Source organism: Pseudomonas sp. NPDC089743 (assembly GCF_044748785.1).
Lineage (GTDB): Bacteria > Pseudomonadota > Gammaproteobacteria > Pseudomonadales > Pseudomonadaceae > Aquipseudomonas > Aquipseudomonas putida_X.
In genome coordinates this window covers 54,973-70,015 of the sequence record NZ_JBIVGS010000013.1, presented here as the reverse complement: position 1 = coordinate 70,015, position 15,043 = coordinate 54,973, and the positions used below count along the sequence as shown (strand labels likewise).

At 62.0% G+C, this 15,043-nt stretch carries 13 protein-coding genes and 1 pseudogene; 6 read left to right on the top strand and 8 right to left on the bottom strand.

Going from position 1 to position 15,043, the window contains the following annotated elements; genetic code table 11:
- Positions 1 to 91: 91 nt before the first annotated feature.
- A pseudogene (locus tag ACIPZC_RS20075) lies at positions 92 to 874 on the bottom strand (PAS domain-containing protein); the annotation flags it as partial.
- Positions 875 to 1,000: 126 nt separating this feature from the next.
- Positions 1,001 to 2,020 carry a LacI family DNA-binding transcriptional regulator gene (locus ACIPZC_RS20070; protein WP_400629044.1) on the bottom strand — a complete coding sequence of 340 codons (1,020 nt, stop codon included), beginning with the start codon at positions 2,018 to 2,020 and terminating at the stop codon, positions 1,001 to 1,003.
- 207 nt (positions 2,021 to 2,227) lie between these two features.
- Here ACIPZC_RS20070 and ACIPZC_RS20065 point away from each other — a divergent pair, with 207 nt between their 5' ends.
- From ACIPZC_RS20065 to ACIPZC_RS20055, 3 genes are all read left to right on the top strand, one after another.
- Positions 2,228 to 2,767 (top strand): gluconokinase, encoded by a 540-nt coding sequence (locus ACIPZC_RS20065; protein ID WP_241803546.1) that lies wholly within the window; start codon positions 2,228 to 2,230, stop codon positions 2,765 to 2,767.
- Positions 2,768 to 2,879: 112 nt separating this feature from the next.
- Positions 2,880 to 4,232, top strand: coding sequence for a GntP family permease (locus tag ACIPZC_RS20060; RefSeq protein ID WP_241803547.1), 1,353 nt, complete (start codon positions 2,880 to 2,882; stop codon positions 4,230 to 4,232).
- Positions 4,233 to 4,316: 84 nt separating this feature from the next.
- A complete protein-coding gene (locus tag ACIPZC_RS20055; protein WP_400629042.1) occupies positions 4,317 to 4,619 on the top strand; it encodes a hypothetical protein in 303 nt (100 codons plus the stop codon).
- Between the two features lie 74 nt (positions 4,620 to 4,693).
- Here ACIPZC_RS20055 and ACIPZC_RS20050 read toward each other — a convergent pair whose 3' ends face one another.
- The 4 genes from ACIPZC_RS20050 to ACIPZC_RS20035 all read right to left on the bottom strand — a co-directional run bounded on the left by ACIPZC_RS20050 (position 4,694) and on the right by ACIPZC_RS20035 (position 10,038).
- Positions 4,694 to 6,118: a sigma-54 dependent transcriptional regulator gene (locus tag ACIPZC_RS20050; RefSeq protein WP_241803549.1), complete on the bottom strand. Its 1,425-nt coding sequence runs from the start codon at positions 6,116 to 6,118 to the stop codon at positions 4,694 to 4,696.
- Entirely contained in the window at positions 6,087 to 7,583 is a 1,497-nt protein-coding gene (locus tag ACIPZC_RS20045; protein WP_400629040.1) for a sensor histidine kinase, read from the bottom strand. The genes ACIPZC_RS20050 and ACIPZC_RS20045 overlap by 32 nt, the downstream gene beginning before the upstream one ends.
- 294 nt (positions 7,584 to 7,877) lie before the next feature.
- A complete protein-coding gene (locus tag ACIPZC_RS20040; protein ID WP_400629038.1) occupies positions 7,878 to 9,335 on the bottom strand; it encodes a sensor histidine kinase in 1,458 nt (485 codons plus the stop codon).
- Positions 9,336 to 9,444: 109 nt separating this feature from the next.
- Positions 9,445 to 10,038, bottom strand: coding sequence for a lytic transglycosylase domain-containing protein (locus ACIPZC_RS20035; protein ID WP_241803552.1), 594 nt, complete (start codon positions 10,036 to 10,038; stop codon positions 9,445 to 9,447).
- 191 nt (positions 10,039 to 10,229) lie between these two features.
- On the opposite strand from ACIPZC_RS20035, the gene gspG reads away from it, so the two are divergent.
- The gene (gene gspG, locus ACIPZC_RS20030; protein ID WP_267816193.1) at positions 10,230 to 10,655 is read left to right on the top strand and encodes a type II secretion system major pseudopilin GspG; all 426 of its coding nucleotides are present in this window, start codon (positions 10,230 to 10,232) and stop codon (positions 10,653 to 10,655) included.
- A gap of 11 nt (positions 10,656 to 10,666) precedes the next feature.
- Positions 10,667 to 11,857, top strand: a complete 1,191-nt coding sequence (locus ACIPZC_RS20025; RefSeq protein ID WP_400629036.1) for a type II secretion system F family protein — start codon at positions 10,667 to 10,669, stop codon at positions 11,855 to 11,857.
- Positions 11,858 to 11,951: 94 nt separating this feature from the next.
- Here the strand turns inward: ACIPZC_RS20025 and xerC are convergent, their stop codons facing one another.
- Positions 11,952 to 12,866 (bottom strand): tyrosine recombinase XerC, encoded by a 915-nt coding sequence (gene xerC / locus ACIPZC_RS20020; protein ID WP_400629034.1) that lies wholly within the window; start codon positions 12,864 to 12,866, stop codon positions 11,952 to 11,954.
- 161 nt (positions 12,867 to 13,027) lie between these two features.
- Between xerC and ACIPZC_RS20015 the strand changes: the two genes are divergently transcribed.
- Positions 13,028 to 13,675 carry a DUF1345 domain-containing protein gene (locus ACIPZC_RS20015; protein WP_349975618.1) on the top strand — a complete coding sequence of 216 codons (648 nt, stop codon included), beginning with the start codon at positions 13,028 to 13,030 and terminating at the stop codon, positions 13,673 to 13,675.
- Here the strand turns inward: ACIPZC_RS20015 and ACIPZC_RS20010 are convergent.
- Positions 13,601 to 14,830 (bottom strand): pyridoxal phosphate-dependent aminotransferase, encoded by a 1,230-nt coding sequence (locus ACIPZC_RS20010; protein WP_400629031.1) that lies wholly within the window; start codon positions 14,828 to 14,830, stop codon positions 13,601 to 13,603. The genes ACIPZC_RS20015 and ACIPZC_RS20010 overlap by 75 nt on opposite strands.
- Positions 14,831 to 15,043: the final 213 nt, after the last annotated feature.

Sequence of the window (15,043 nt, the reverse complement as noted above, 5' to 3'; positions counted from 1 at the left end):
TTTGCTGTACCACCTCGGTACCCTTGCGTGCACACGCGTCAGTCTGCACGGAACTGGCATGAGCCGCCTCAGCCGCGCTTTGCTGGCTGCTGACCTGCGCGGTGATGTCGCTGGCGAACTTGACCACCTTGTACAACCGCCCTTTGCTGTCGAAGATCGGGTTGTATGAGGCCTCCAGGTACACCGTCTGGCCCTGCTTGTTGACCCGCTCGAAACGATGGGAGTGATACTCACCACGGTTCAGCGACGCCCAGAAGTCGCGGTAGGCGGAGGATTCCCGTTCATGCGCCAGGCAGAACAGACCGTGATGGCGCCCCACCACCTCTTCCAGGCGGTAGCCCATCGTCGTCAGGAAATTCTCGTTAGCCTTGATCACCCGGCCCTGCGGCGTGAATTCCACCACCGCCATGGACCGACCGATGGCCTTGAGCAGGCTTTCGCTCTCGTGTTCATCCTTTATACGCTGGCTGATATCGGAAGCCACCTTGATCACACTGACCACCTGCTGACGCTCATCGAGCACCGGCATGTAGCTGGCCTCCAGCCAGACTTCACGGCCGGCCTTGTCGATACGCTCGAAGGTGCCGCTGATGGGCTTGCCCTCGCCCAACTCGCGCCACAGCTGCTGGTATTCGGCACTTTTGCTGTAGTCAGGGTCGCAGAACAAGCGGTGGTGCTTGCCGCGCAACTCGTCGACGCTGTAACCCATTGCCAGGCAGAACTGGGCATTGGCATCGAGAATGGTGCCATCGGGGCCAAACTCGATCATCGCCATTGAGCGGCTGATCGCCGCGAGTTTTGCCTGAGCTTGTGCCAAAGCCTGGTGAGAGCGCTGAATCTCGAGCAAATCTGACTTGTGATGGAAATCGAACATGGCGCCGGGTTCCTTTATGCGCAGGGTTTTCTGAGCATAGATCGGCGTCCAACACGTGCAAGCAGACTGCTATCACTTAGTGATTAGTGTATTCGTTCAGCCCATGTACGACCGTCGCTCGCCCGCTCAGGAACTTTCCCGCACCATCAGTTCAAACCCCAGGTCCTGTTGCTCGGTAACTACCCGCTTACCATCGAGCAACGCCAGCAGTGCCTGTGCCGCGCCCCGACCAACGGCGGCCCGCGGTGTGCGAATGGAGGTCAGGCGCGGGACCATGTGCGCCGAGGCCGGCAGGTCATTGAACCCAACCATGGCGACGCTCCCTGGAACGTCGATACCCTGGCGCAAGGCCTGCAGCACAGCCCCTTGGGCGAGGTCGTCGTTGCAGAAGAAAATGCCATCCACATCCGGTGCCTGCGCCAGCAACTGGCTGAACAGTTCGCTGCCCAGCGCAATGGAGGAAGGCTGCGGCGACAGCACCTCCAGTTCCGTTGCGTGCACGCCGGCTTCAGTCAGCGCCTGGCGGAACCCTTCGGCACGCTGCATCACCCGTGGGTCAAGTTGCGCGGCGATGAATGCCAGGCGCCGCCGGCCCCGCTCGAGCAGGTGCCTGGCTGCAGCCCGGCCAGCCTGCTGCTGTGAGAACCCTACCGATAACATGCCTGGCGGCCCCCCCAGCTCCATCATGTGTACGCAAGGCACGCCGCTGGCAGCCAACATCTGCCGGGAAGCCTCGCTACGCTCGAAACCGGTGAGCAGGATGCCGCATGGCTGGTACGCCAGGTAATTGCGAATCAGGTTTTCTTCTTCGTCGATATCGTAGTGATAGTTGCCGATCAGCACCTCGAGCCCGCGAGGGCGCATCACTTCGTGAATGGCCTCCAGCGTGTCGATGAACAGCTGGTTGGACAGCGACGGAATGAGCACGACCACCGACTGGCTGCGTGCAGAAGCCAACGCCCGGGCAGCGGGGTTGGCGATGTAGCCCAGGCTCGCTGCCGCGGCCACCACTTTTTCCACCAAAGCCGGAGCCACGGTGCTGACACCGCGCAAGGCGCGGGAAGCTGTGATAGGGGAAACCCCGGAAAGCCTGGCCACTTCTGCCAGAGTGGGTCGACCGGTAGTGCGGGAGCCTGATCGCGACATGAGTGTTGTAATTTTACTACTTGCAAGGGAGGGGAACGGCCACTAAGGTAGCGCTGTCTCAGGACGCAGGCAATGTAATCTTTGGTGGTGGCCACTACACGCCTTCTGCCAAGCGTCCATACTGCGTAACGACAAGATCAACAACATCGGGGAGCTAGTGTTTCGTCATCAACGAGACAGCGCTATCTCACCCCGCAGGAGGTACTGATGAATTCTCCCCTGTCCGCCATCGTGGTGATGGGCGTGGCCGGTTGCGGCAAAAGCTGCGTCGGCGCTGCCATTGCCGCCAGAAGTGGCGGCCGCCTGATCGAAGGCGACGCGTTCCATCCTGCCGAAAACATCCGCAAGATGAGCGCGGGCACGCCATTGAACGACGACGACCGCGCCGGTTGGCTGGTGCGCCTGGGCCAAGAGTTGCAAGCCACGGTCCAGGCGGGCGAACGTCCGATCCTGACCTGCTCGGCACTCAAGCGCCGTTACCGCGACACCTTGCGCCAGGCCATGCCGGAGCTGGTCTTCGTGTTTCTTGAACTCACCCCTGCAGAAGCCGAGAAACGCGTGCTCGCTCGCCCCGGCCATTTCATGCCGGCGAGCCTGATCGATAGCCAGTTCGCTGCCCTTGAGCCCCCCCATGGCGAGCCTCTGACCCTTCCCCTCGATGCCACGCAGCCAATCGATGCGCTGGCCGAGACGGTAGACACTTGGCTAAAGCCCTGCGGTGAGCGGGACCTGGCGCGGACCGCTTGAACCTGGCGGTTTTCCCGGCTCACCAAAGACAGCGCTGTCCCGACGCCTGAAAGCGTCGAGCGTTCAAATTCAAGCAACGCCAAAACAACGATAAGACCGAGGCATTAAAACCATGTTCGGACTGGCTACAGATACCTTCCTGCTGCTCGACGCCCTGGTAACCATCGTCGGGCTGATCCTGCTGATCACCCATTTCAAAGTCCACCCCTTCGTCGCCCTGACTATCGCCGCCGGCTTCCTCGGCCTGACCTCCGGTATGCCGGTGGCCAAGGTCATGAAGTCGTTCCAGGACGGGTTCGGTGGCGTACTGGGCTTTGTCGGCATCGTCCTCGCCTTGGGCACCATGCTCGGCAAGCTGATGGCCGACTCCGGTGGCGCCGACCAGATCGCACAAACCCTCATTCGCGCCTTCGGCAAGAAGAACGTGCATTGGGCCATGATGTTTGCCGCATTCCTGGTCGGCATCCCGCTGTTCTTCGAAATCGGCTTCGTGCTGCTGATTCCCTTGGTGTTCATCGTTGCCAGGCGCTCCGGTGTATCGCTGATCAAGATCGGCATCCCGTTGCTGGCCGGGCTTTCAGTGGTGCACGGCCTGGTGCCGCCGCACCCGGGCCCACTGTTGGCGATCGGCATTTTCAACGCCGACATCGGCAAGACCATCTTCTATGGCTTGTTGGTAGCACTGCCCACGGCGATCATCGCCGGCCCGCTGTACGGCAACTTCATCTCCCGCTACATCCCCGGCAATCCGTCACAGGAACTGATGGATCAGATCGCCAAGGAGTCGGACCAGGGTAACCTGCCGAGCTTCAGCGTCACCCTGATCACCGTGCTGCTGCCGGTTGTGCTGATGCTGCTCAAGACGTTCGCTGACGTCGTGCTGCCGGCCGAGCACATCGTGCGCCAGTGGATGGACCTGATCGGTCACCCGATCACCGCCCTGCTCGCTGCGCTGCTGCTGGCCTTCTACACCTTCGGCTCGGCCCGCGGCTTCAACCGCCAGCAGATCATGAAGATGCTCGACCAGAGCCTGGCGCCCACAGCTGCCATCGTGCTGATCGTCGGTGCAGGCGGCGGTTTCAAGCAGATGCTGGTCGATACCGGTGTCGGCAATGTGATCGGCCAGATGGCGGTACAGGCAGAAATTTCGCCGATCATGCTGGCATGGCTGGTTGCTGCGGTCATCCGTATCGCCACCGGGTCGGCGACGGTCGCCACCATCACCGGCGCAGGCATCGTTGCCCCGGTCATCGACCTGGTGCCCGGCGTCAACCGTGAACTGCTGGTGCTGGCCACCGGTGCCGGTTCGCTCATTCTGTCCCATGTCAACGACGCAGGCTTCTGGCTGGTCAAACAGTACTTCAACATGACCGTGGCTGAGACCTTCAAGACCTGGAGCATGATGGAGACCATCCTGTCGGTGGTCGGCATCATCTTCATCATGATGCTTTCAACGGTGGTGTGACCGCTTATCGGGGCAATGGCACCTTGGCGTTTTGTGTAGGGCCCAACAGAAGTACGTGCCCTACCTTCGCAAAGGAGCCTGCCCATGATGCGCACTAGCCTGTTACTCGCTGCCCTGCTCGCCTCCCCCCTGGCCCTGGCGGTCGGCGCCGGGCCGACCCATCCTGATGATCCGCACACCCCGGCACCCCAGCCGGGCGTGGACAGCACCCTTCACCCGATCGAGAACCCCGTGCCGCGCGATACCGATCCGCGAATACAGGGCAGCGACCCTGAAAGCCCGCCTGCCATGCAGGATGAAAACCGCGATTTGCCTGGTATGGAGGGCACTGGGTCGGAAGGCACAGGTGGCCAAGGTAGCAATGGATCGGACGGCGGTCAGCGCTGATCAGTATCGCTGTCGTCGCGGGGTTCCCGCGACGAGGGCGGAATCGGCAACCCACGACCGCCGCTCCAGATCCCCTACCACTGGCGCTTTTCAGGCCGTGTCAGCCCCAGTTTTTCGATCTTGTAACGCAGCATGTCCCGCGACAGCCCCAGCAACCGCGCCGATTTGGTCACGTTCCAATCGGTGCGGTCCAGCGTCCTGCACACCAAATCCCGTTCCATGTCCGGCAAGCTGGTTCCAGGCTCAGGCTCATGGCGCGGCATCTCGTATACCGTGGCCGTCGGCTGCGTGAGTGGCTCATCGACCAAGCTCAGGCACAGATTCAACTGGTGCGCCTGCACCACTTCATTAGGTGCCAACAACACCGTCTGTTCCAGCATGTTGCGCAGCTCGCGCACGTTGCCCGGCCAGCTGTAACCGAGCATCAAGTTCTCCGCCTCGGGGCTGAAGCGCAGATTGGGTTTGCCGTAACGACGGCCGTGATGGGCCAGGAAATGCCGTGCCAACAGCAGGATGTCCTGCCCCCGCGCGTGCAGCCGCGGTACTTTCAGGGCGATGATGCGCAGCCGGAAGAACAGGTCCCGGCGAAACTTGCCCTGCTGCACCATCTGTTCGAGGTTGCAGTTGGTGGCGCTGATCACCCGCAGGTCAACCTTGCGTTCCTTGACCGCACCTATGCGGCGAATGCTGCGATCCTCCAGCAGTTTCAGCAGCTTGGCCTGTAGCACCAGGTCCATCTCGCCGATCTCATCGAGAAACAGCGTGCCGCCGTCTGCGGCCTCCACCAGCCCTACGCGACGTTCCTTGGCGTCAGTGAAGGCGCCCTTCTCATGCCCGAACAACTCCGCCTCAAGCAGGTTGGCCGGGATCGAGGCACAGTTGAATTCGATGAACGGGCCCTTGCTGCGTGAGCCATCGAAATGCAGGGCACGCGCCACCAGTTCCTTACCGGTACCCGTCTCGCCTTCGACCAGCACCGGCGGCAGGTCGTCATTAGCCATGCGCCGTTCCGCATCGAGCACCTGGCGCAGCGTGTGCTTGAGGGTGAGCATCACCGGCGAGTCGCCAATCAGCGCCTGCAGGCCGGACTTCTGCGCCTCGCGCTCCTGGTAGAACGACAGCGTGCGCTCCATCCGCTCGGTGGCCAAGGCCTTTTCCAGCGTCAGCTTGAGCTCGGCGAGCACCACAGGCTTGGTCAGGTAATGGAACGCCCCCTCTTTCATCGCCTGCACGGCGTCCTCGACGTTACCGTAGCCCGTCATCATGATGACCTTGAGCTCCGGCATCTGCGCCACCAGCGTGCGCAGCAGGTCATGCCCATTCATACCGGGCAGCGAGTTGTCGGTGAGTACCGCGTCGGGCTGAAACCGCTTGAGCTGCTCCAGCGCGAGCTCCGCACTGTTACACACCGTCACCTCGAAACCCTTCAGGTTCAAATAGGTGCGAATGTTGTTGGCAAGGATTTCATCATCCTCGACTACCAGGATGCTGTGCTCCATGTTCCCCTCCCGCTGCGATATTGAAAGTGAGGCTGACGCGGGTTCCTTCCTCTTCACGGCTGCTCAGGCTGACCGAGCCGCCAAAACGCTCCATGATGCGCTGAACCAGTGCCAGGCCTACACCGAGGCCGCCCTGCTTGGTGGTGAAAAACGGTTTGAAGACCATGCGTTGCTGCTGCTTGGTCATGCCCTTGCCCGTGTCACTGAGCAGCAACGCTGCGCGCCGCCCGTCCTGGGTGCTGACGCTGGCCCGCAACTCGCCGCCCATTGGCATGGCTTCGATGGCATTGGAAAACAAACTGTTGAGGATCTGCGTCAATTGCAGAGGCTGGCTGGCCACCCACTGTGCCTGGGGCCCGTCGAAGGAAAAGTGGATGCCGTTACGCTCGATCTGCTGGGCGAACGCCAGGCGGGTATCCTTGATGGCGGCTACCAGGTCCACGGCCTCGGGCATATCGCTGGTCGGACGCAATGACACCAGCAGCTCGCGCACCCAGCGCGACATGCGATCCACCTGGCTGATGATGTCGACGATGTTCTGCTGCGCCTGCGGATTGGCGATTTCCTGGGCCAGCTCGGCACTGGAGCGGATATTGGCCAATGGGTTGCGCAGGCTGTGGGCCACCGCCGAGGACATTTCGCCAAGGGCCACATAGGTTTCACTCGCCACCAGCCGATCCTGTTGCTGATGCAGCATTGAGGCTGCGCGACGCACGATCCAGAACAGGCCAAAGTAGATCAAGGCCCCGCCCACCAGAGTCGAGGCCCAGATCAGCACATAACCGCGCTGAATCCGTCGAATCAGGTCCTGTGGCTCTTTGTAGATCTCGACCATAGACAGCACCTGCTGACCCTGGCTGTCGAACAAGGGGATGTAGTTTTCGATGAACAGGTAGTTGGGCTCACGCTCGAACTTCTGCTCCTCGCGATGCTCTTCGACTTTGTGGTAGCTGGCAGAGACCGCCTTGCGCGAGCGGAAGGCGTGGTCCAGGTCGCCATCAGCCTCGATGCGCTTGCCCACCAGTTCAGGGTTGGTGGACCAGACGATTGTGCGGTCACGGGCATAGACATTGGCCAGCAGCGTATCCGGAAGGTGCTCGACATGATCGAGAAACTCGACCCGGGTCGCCATGGCCAGCTGCGGGCTGACCTGCAGATGCTGCTGGTCCAGGCGCGGATCGAGCAGCTCACCCAGGGTGGTGCCGGGTGGCAATTGCGAATGGCGCACTTCGGCCTGGGCCATGGCCTGGATGAACTGGGCGGTGAGCATGGCATCTCGCTCCACGCTATCGCGGACCACGAAGCGGGTCGATACATAGCCCAGGCCAACTGCTACCGAGGTGATGATCAGCAAGCTGATCACGGAAAACCAGCGCAGCAGATTGAATTCTCGAAGCGGCGCACCCAGGCCACTGCCGGGCTGGGCGACGGTTTTGTCGGGAACATCGGTTTCCAGCGTCTGCATCGCGTCGTTCCCGAGCAAGGATTCCGTTCAGAAGGCTGTCACCAGCATCTCTACCGTGCGTAGCTAATTGATATCACTTCGCCACACCTGCTGCAGCCGCCATTTATCGCGTAGGTCTTGCTGCAAAAAATCAGCCACGGGCAAAAAATAAATATAAAACCTTAGCAATCAGCCACTTAGGAACGGCATTTAATTTGGTTTCTAGACTGAGCCCCCACTTTTGGGTCATCTTACCCATAAAGACATAAATAACTTATAGATCATGGGCTTACCTTAAGTTAATCATGTGATTTATTAGGTCTTGGCAAGCCGAAAATGAAGTGAAACCTGAGTGCCAAGGCCTTCGCGGCTAGTCAATCGAACCGACCCACCGAACCGCTCCATGATCCGTCTGACCAGTACCAACCCAACCCCGAGCCCGCCTCGTTTGGTTGAGAAGAAGGGCTTGAACGCCATGCGCTGCTGCTTATCATTCATGCCTTTTCCGGTGTCGGCCAGGCGCAGGGTAACGCTGCGCCTGTCCTGCTTCACCACCTCGATACGCAGCCGTCCGCCCTGCTCCATCGACTCCAGAGCATTGGCGATCAGGCTGTTGAAAATCTGCCCGAGCAATTCCGGCTGCCCCAGCACCTGTACTGCCGGAAGCGGCTTCAAGTCCAGGGTCACGCCACTGCGTGCCAGCGGTATGGCAAAGGTCTGCAAGCTGTCCTGCAAAACTTCCGGCAGGTCCACCGGTATGGCCTTGTCATCCAGCGGTCGCAGCGACTGCAGCAACTGGCGGATCCACTGGGACATGCGGTCGACCTGGCTGATGATCTCGTTGATGTTGCGCTGCGCCGGCCCCTCGTCGAACACCTGAGCCAGCTCGGCGCTGGAGCGGATGCTGGCCAGCGGGTTGCGAAGGCTGTGGGCCACGGCCGAGGACACCTCGCCAAGCGCAACGTAGGTTTCATTGCTGATCAGCCGTTTCTGCTGTACCGCCATCAACCGGGCGGCGCGGCGCATGATGCCGTACAGGCCGATGTAGACCACCCCGGCGCCCACCGTGATGGCCAGCCAAATGAGCACAAGGCCATGCTCGATGCGCACGATCAGGTCATGGGGTTCCTTGTATATCTCCACCATCGCCACCACGTGCTCGCCTTCTGCATCGAACAGCGGAATGTAGTTCTCGATGAACAACTGCTCAGGCGGGGTCACGAACTTTTGTTCGGAGCGGGCCTCTTCGAAGCCGTGGTAACTGGCCGAAACCCGCATTTTATGCTCGAACGCCCGATCCAGGTCCTCATCGCCCTGAATCAGCTTGCCCGTCAGCGCCGGATTGCTCGACCAGATCACGGTGCGGTCCGGGGCGTAGATGTTGGCCAGCAGCATGTCTGGCAAGTGTGCGATGTGGTCGAGGAATTCGCCGCGGGCCCTGCGCCGCGCCACGGGGTCTACGCCTGGCAATGGGTCCAGGTCTGTACGCGGGTCCAGCAGCTCACCCATGGTGCGCACATTGGGGATCGCCACATGACGCACTTCAGCGTCGGCGATCGAGGTGATGAACTGTGCAGTGAGCAGCGCGTCACGCTCGACGCTTTCGTGGATGATGAAACGGCTGGAGATCAACCCCAAACCGGCGGCCACCGAGAGGATGATGGCCAAGCTGACCCAGGCATACCAACGCAGAAGGTTGAACGGCTTGCGCGGCGTGCCGGCGTCAGGGCTGGAGGGTGACTCGAGTGGGTCGGAACGGGAGGCGATGTCCATGGCGGCTACCACTGCTGAGCACCTTTGAAAGGTTATAGCCCAGAGTTGGGGAATCCATGACATTGATTTGCGCAAGGCCGATGCAAGGCTGCCTGCCAGGGGGTGCCCATCACAACGGCGAATCCACTGCCAGCCCCTGTAACTTGCGGTATTCGCGCAGCACATTGGGCACATACCGCCGGGTTTCGGCGAAGGGCGGCACCGCTCCACGTCTGCGCACAGCATCCGGGCCAGCATTGTAGGCGGCGACGGCCAGGGTGATGTCGTTGTCGAACAGGTTCAGCATGCGTTTGAGGTAGCGGGCCCCGCCCTGCACGTTGTCCTCCGGGTCAAGCACATCCTCGACCCCCATCTCCTTCGCCGTACCCGGCATCAACTGCATCAGCCCTACTGCCCCGGCCGCCGAGCGGGCCTTCGGGTTGTACCCTGACTCGGCCTTGATCAACGCATGCAGCAATGCCTGTGGAACGTTGTGCATGCGCGCCGCCGCCGCCACCAAGTCAGCGTAGGGGCGCCCGGTGATCAATTGCGCATTGGCCGGGCCAGCCTGAGCAACGGGTTCGCGAATCACCCGTTCATAGTTGCGCCCGGGCCGGTGGACGTTGGTCAACACGTAACCGCCCTTGCCATCGATGGCAATGTACACATCAGCCTGTGCGCTGGCCCCTGCCAGCCAGATCAATCCCAGGATAATCCCACGCATGTCGGTCGCCTCCCCGCCGTGCCCCCCGATATGGGGGAAATACCCCGGAAAACCCGGGCTTTTCTGCTACGACGCAAGCAATGTGCCGCTTGCCATGGCGCATGGCGCAAGGCCCCGAGGCAGACGTGCACGGCTGTTGCATGGCGCATGAAAACCCGAAAGGGCATGTCCCCATGCAGGAGGGCTTCACCATGCAGCGCAAACCCAAACGCCAATGTGGCTTCACCCTGCTCGAACTGCTGGTAGTGCTGGTGGTGCTCGGCTTGTTGGCCGGTATCGTCGCGCCCAAATACTTCAGCCAGTTGGGCCGTTCCGAGGCCAAGGTGGCACGGGCGCAGATCGAAGGGCTGGGCAAGGCCCTGGACCTGTATCGCCTGGAAGTCGGCCACTACCCCAACAGTGAGCAGGGCCTGCAGGCGCTGGTTGCCGCCCCCAGTGGCGAGGCCCGCTGGTCAGGCCCTTACCTGCAGAAAGCGATCCCACAGGACCCGTGGGGCCGTGCCTACATCTACCGCCAGCCAGGCGAAAACGGCGGCGAGTATGACTTGCTGTCCATGGGCAAGGATGGCCAGCCCGGTGGCGACGGTGAAAACGCCGAAATTACCAGTTGGCAATGAGGAGCAAGGCCATGCGCTATAGCCTCAAGGCCCTGGGTAGAGAGGGCGTGGTTCAATTGGACATCGATGCCGAGGATGCCGAACAGGCTCGGCGCAAGGTGCAAGACCAGGGGCTGCGGGTGGTCAGCGTGCGCAGCCAGGGTAGCGTACTGGGGCGCCTGCCATGGCGCCGCCAGGCCGCATTCGACCTGTTACTCTTCAGTCAGGAGCTGACCACGCTGCTACATGCCGGCCTGCCCTTGATCGATGCCCTGGAAAGCCTTGCGGAAAAAGCCCCCACCGCGGCAAGCCGTAAAGTGCTGGCGGCGCTGGTTGGCCAGCTGTACGAAGGCCGCTCGCTGTCCCAGGCTCTGGGCCAGCAGCCGCGGGTATTCCCGCCGTTGTACGTGGCGTTGGTCCAGTCCAGCGAGCGCACCGGAGCGCTGGGTGACGCCCTGCACCGTTATATCGGATACCGGCAGCGCCTGGATCTGGTCCGGCAAAAACTGGTTGGGGCTTCGGTCTACCCGCTGCTGCTGCTACTGGTGGGCGGTGGCGTGGTGCTGTTCCTGCTCGGCTATGTGGTGCCACGCTTCAGCCTGGTGTTCGAGGGCATGGGCAGCGAACTGCCCTGGCTCTCGCGCATGCTGATGCAGATCGGCCTGTTCCTGCATGCTCAGCAGCTGCCCCTGGCCGTGGCCACAGCAAGTGGCATCGGCGCGCTGGTGCTGCTGCGCAATAACCCCCTGCTGCGGCGTTGGACGTCACGCCAGGTTCGGCGAATGCCAGCCCTGCATCAGCGCCTGATGATGTATGAATTGGCGCGCTTCTATCGCTCGCTGGGCATTCTGCTACAAGGCGGCATACCCATCCTGACGGCCATGGGCATGGCCCGTGGGCTGTTGGGCAGCGCTGCAGCGCAAGGTTTGGAGCGGGCCTGCTGCGGGGTGGGTGAAGGGCTGCCGTTGTCGCAAGCGCTGGAAGCCGGGCAGTTGGTCACGCCTGTGTCGCTACGCCTGCTGCGAGCGGGCGAGCAATCCGGCAATCTGGGCGAGATGCTTGAACGCTGCGCAGATTTCCATGACCAGGAGATAGGCCGCTGGGTGGAGTGGTTCGTGAAGCTGTTCGAACCGCTGCTGATGACCTTCATCGGGTTGCTTATCGGGGTGATCGTTATTCTGATGTACATGCCAATCTTCGAGCTGGCGTCGAGCATCCACTAGCCGGCACCGCCTGCCACGACACCGGCTTGCCGACGCGCGAGGGCAAGGCCGGTGCCCTCTGGCACGGTGCGGGCCTGAGGGGTGGCCTGGGCGCTCAATAGTCGAACCGGTCCACCGCCCGCCGCCGCTCGTTGTCATCGCGCCGGTCATAGCTGGCAGTGGTCTGGATGTTGGCGTGATGCGCCAGCTTCTGCGCAATCGAAAGGTCGTGCTCTTCGATCACCCGGGTGATGAACGCCCGGCGAAAATCATGCGGCATGATCTTCACCCCCACCTGAGCCCCGCGCTGACGGGCAATGTAGTAGATCGCATACTTGGTGATGCGCGCGCGGGTAATGTGGTTGCCACGGCGGATGCGATTGAACAGGAAGGGATCGTCCGACGCGCCCGCTGGCAGCGACTGCCGGCGCAGTTCAAGCCAGGCCTGCAATTTTGCGAAGGCCCAGGGCGGCGCATACTTGATCAGTTGCCGGTTGCCTTTGCCCAACACCTGCAGACTGCGTGCCTCGAAGTCCACTTGTTCCAGGTCGATATCCACCGACTCCGACTTGCGCATGCCGGTGCCATACAGCAGTGCAATGATCGCTGCATCACGAACGCCCTGCGGGCGCGGGTCGGCGTCGCACACCTCCATCAGCTCGCGGATCAGGCTACGGCGAAGGTTGCGCCCCGGCGGCAGGCGGCTACCGGTGGCCGGCTTGACCTCACGGATGCGCAGCAACTGCTCATGATCGATCAGGCCCTGGCGCCAGGCTTCATTCATCACGCCACGTATTGCATTGACATAAAGTGACGAACTATTGGGCGCATAGCCATCGGTGCGCAGCGCTGCAACCAGGCCGATCACGTGCCCTGGCTCAAGCTTGTGCCAGGGTATATCGACGAGGTTGCAGTCAGCGAAGCCCAGCCGGTCAGCAGCGTCCTGCAGGATGTAGCGCATGGTTTGCTGGCTGGAGGGCGCCAACCGGGCGAGGTACTGCAAGAGTGGATTTTGCGAGAGGTCGGACAAAACATGAATCCTGTAGCGAAGCCCGGAGCGCCATCGAGCGCTCCAGGCGTAAAGCGGCCTGCGTCATTTCCTTGAAGTTCAGGGGCTTGGACACTGGCATGAGCTGAAATGGTATCCCATGGACTATCGTGGTAGCCATGACTCCCTGTCGATGAGGCACCATGGCACTGCACCGACTGACCCGTACCCACCCCCGCCTGAGCTTCGCTGCGCTGATCGGCATCCTTGGTGCGTGGCTGATTCCTGCCAGCGACATCGTGCAACGCATCCTCGCTGGCTGGAACCTGGGGGTCTGGCTTTATTTGCTGCTGGTGCTTTGGCTGACCTGGCGAGCAACGCCCGAGAAGGTTCGCGAGGTGGCTCAGGTCGAGGACGAAAACGCAGGGGTGGTGCTGTTCACCGTGTGCATTGCCGCCATCGCCAGCCTTGCGGCGGTCACCCTGCAACTGGTCTCAAGCCGCGGTCTGCAGGGCAGTGACCAAGCCCTGCACTACCTCTACACCGGTTTGACCGTGGCGGGCTCCTGGCTGCTCATCGGGTGTATCTTCACGCTGCACTATGCCCGGCTGTTCTACAACAGCGCGCCGCAGGCACCCGCGTTGCGTTTCGCCGACGGTGAACGCAACCCCGACTACTGGGACTTCCACTACTTCTCGTTCACCATCAGCGTCGCCGTACAAACCTCCGACATCGGCGTAGCCAGCCGGGGTATGCGCAGGGTGGTGCTGGCACATTCACTGGTAGGCTTCGTGTTCAACACGGCAATCCTCGGCTTTACCATCAATATCGCTGCCGGCCTGCTCGGCTAGTATGCGCCGGGCGCAAGCGCCGATCCGGCCACACACCATTTGCAGTTGCTCGGCTGCCAGCACCAGCCCCATGCGCACATGCCCCGCCGCGCTGGGCCCGAAAGCATCGCCCGGCAGCAGTGAAACGCCCTCCTCTATCAAAAGCCGCTGGGCGAAGGCCTGGGCACTCAGCCCGGTTTCGCGGATATCAAGCATCACGAACATGCCCCCCGCCGGCCGGTGGGCACGTACCCCAGGGCAATCGGCCAAGGCCTTGCACACCAGGTCGCGCCGCTCGCGGTAGGCCTTGCGCATCTGTTGTACCGCGAGCAAGTCATGCTCCAACGCCACGCAAGCCCCCTGCATGACAAACTCTGGCAAGCCAAACAACATGGTCATGGCCAGGTTGGTCAGGTGGGTGGTCAGCGCCGGGGGGCCGACCACCCATCCCACGCGCCAGCCGCTCATCGCGTGCGACTTGGACACGCTGTCAATGATCACGCAGCGCTCGCGCATGCCGGGCAGTTGCGCAGGGGCAACCGCTTCGCCGTCGTACAGCAGGCCACTGTAGACCTGATCGCACACCAGCCACAGATCATGGTCGCGACACAGCTGCGCAAGCTGCAGCATGTCCTGCGGGGAGATGGCGCAGCCGGTGGGGTTGTGCGGCGTGTTCAGCAGCAGCCCGCGGGTACGCGGGGTTATCGCTTGCGCCACGGCGCGCGGGTCGAGCCGAAAGCCCTGCTCCGGGCTTACGGCCACCTGCACCGGCCGAGCCCCGCAAGCGCCGAATACACCGTGGTAGGTGACATACATGGGCTCAGCGACGATCACCTCGTCCCCTGGCCCGAACAGGCATTGGCAGACGGCATATAGGGCACATTGCGCACCAGCGAGCACCATCACTTGCTCGACACTGACCTCGGGGCCGGTGCGGCGTGCAATCGCCTGGCGCAGGGCCAGGCTGCCACGCACATCGCTGTAGTGAGTGTCGCCGCGCCGCAAGCTGCTGACCGCAGCGTCCACGATGGCCTTCGGCGTGTCGAAGTCAGGATCGCCCACCGACAGCAGGAAAATCTCGCGCCCTTCGCGACGCAGGGCTTGCGCCTGATAGTGGATGTCCCAGGCAGCAGCGGTTTCACCGGCGATGCGTTGAGTGAGCCTCGAATAGCGCATGACTGTCTCCTTGTCTGCCCAGCTCGCACCGCTCGTCCGAAAACGAAGTGCGCCGAATGGAGTTAAAAGTAGCAGAACCCTTAGCCACCTCTGGCACCGCCTGCCAACGAAAACGTTTGCTTGGCTATTTGCCGCCAAACGGCGAACACCCGCTGTTTGTGACGAGGGTCAAGGGTCAGTGCATTTGGCGTACTTTCGGCAGAACAACGGGCC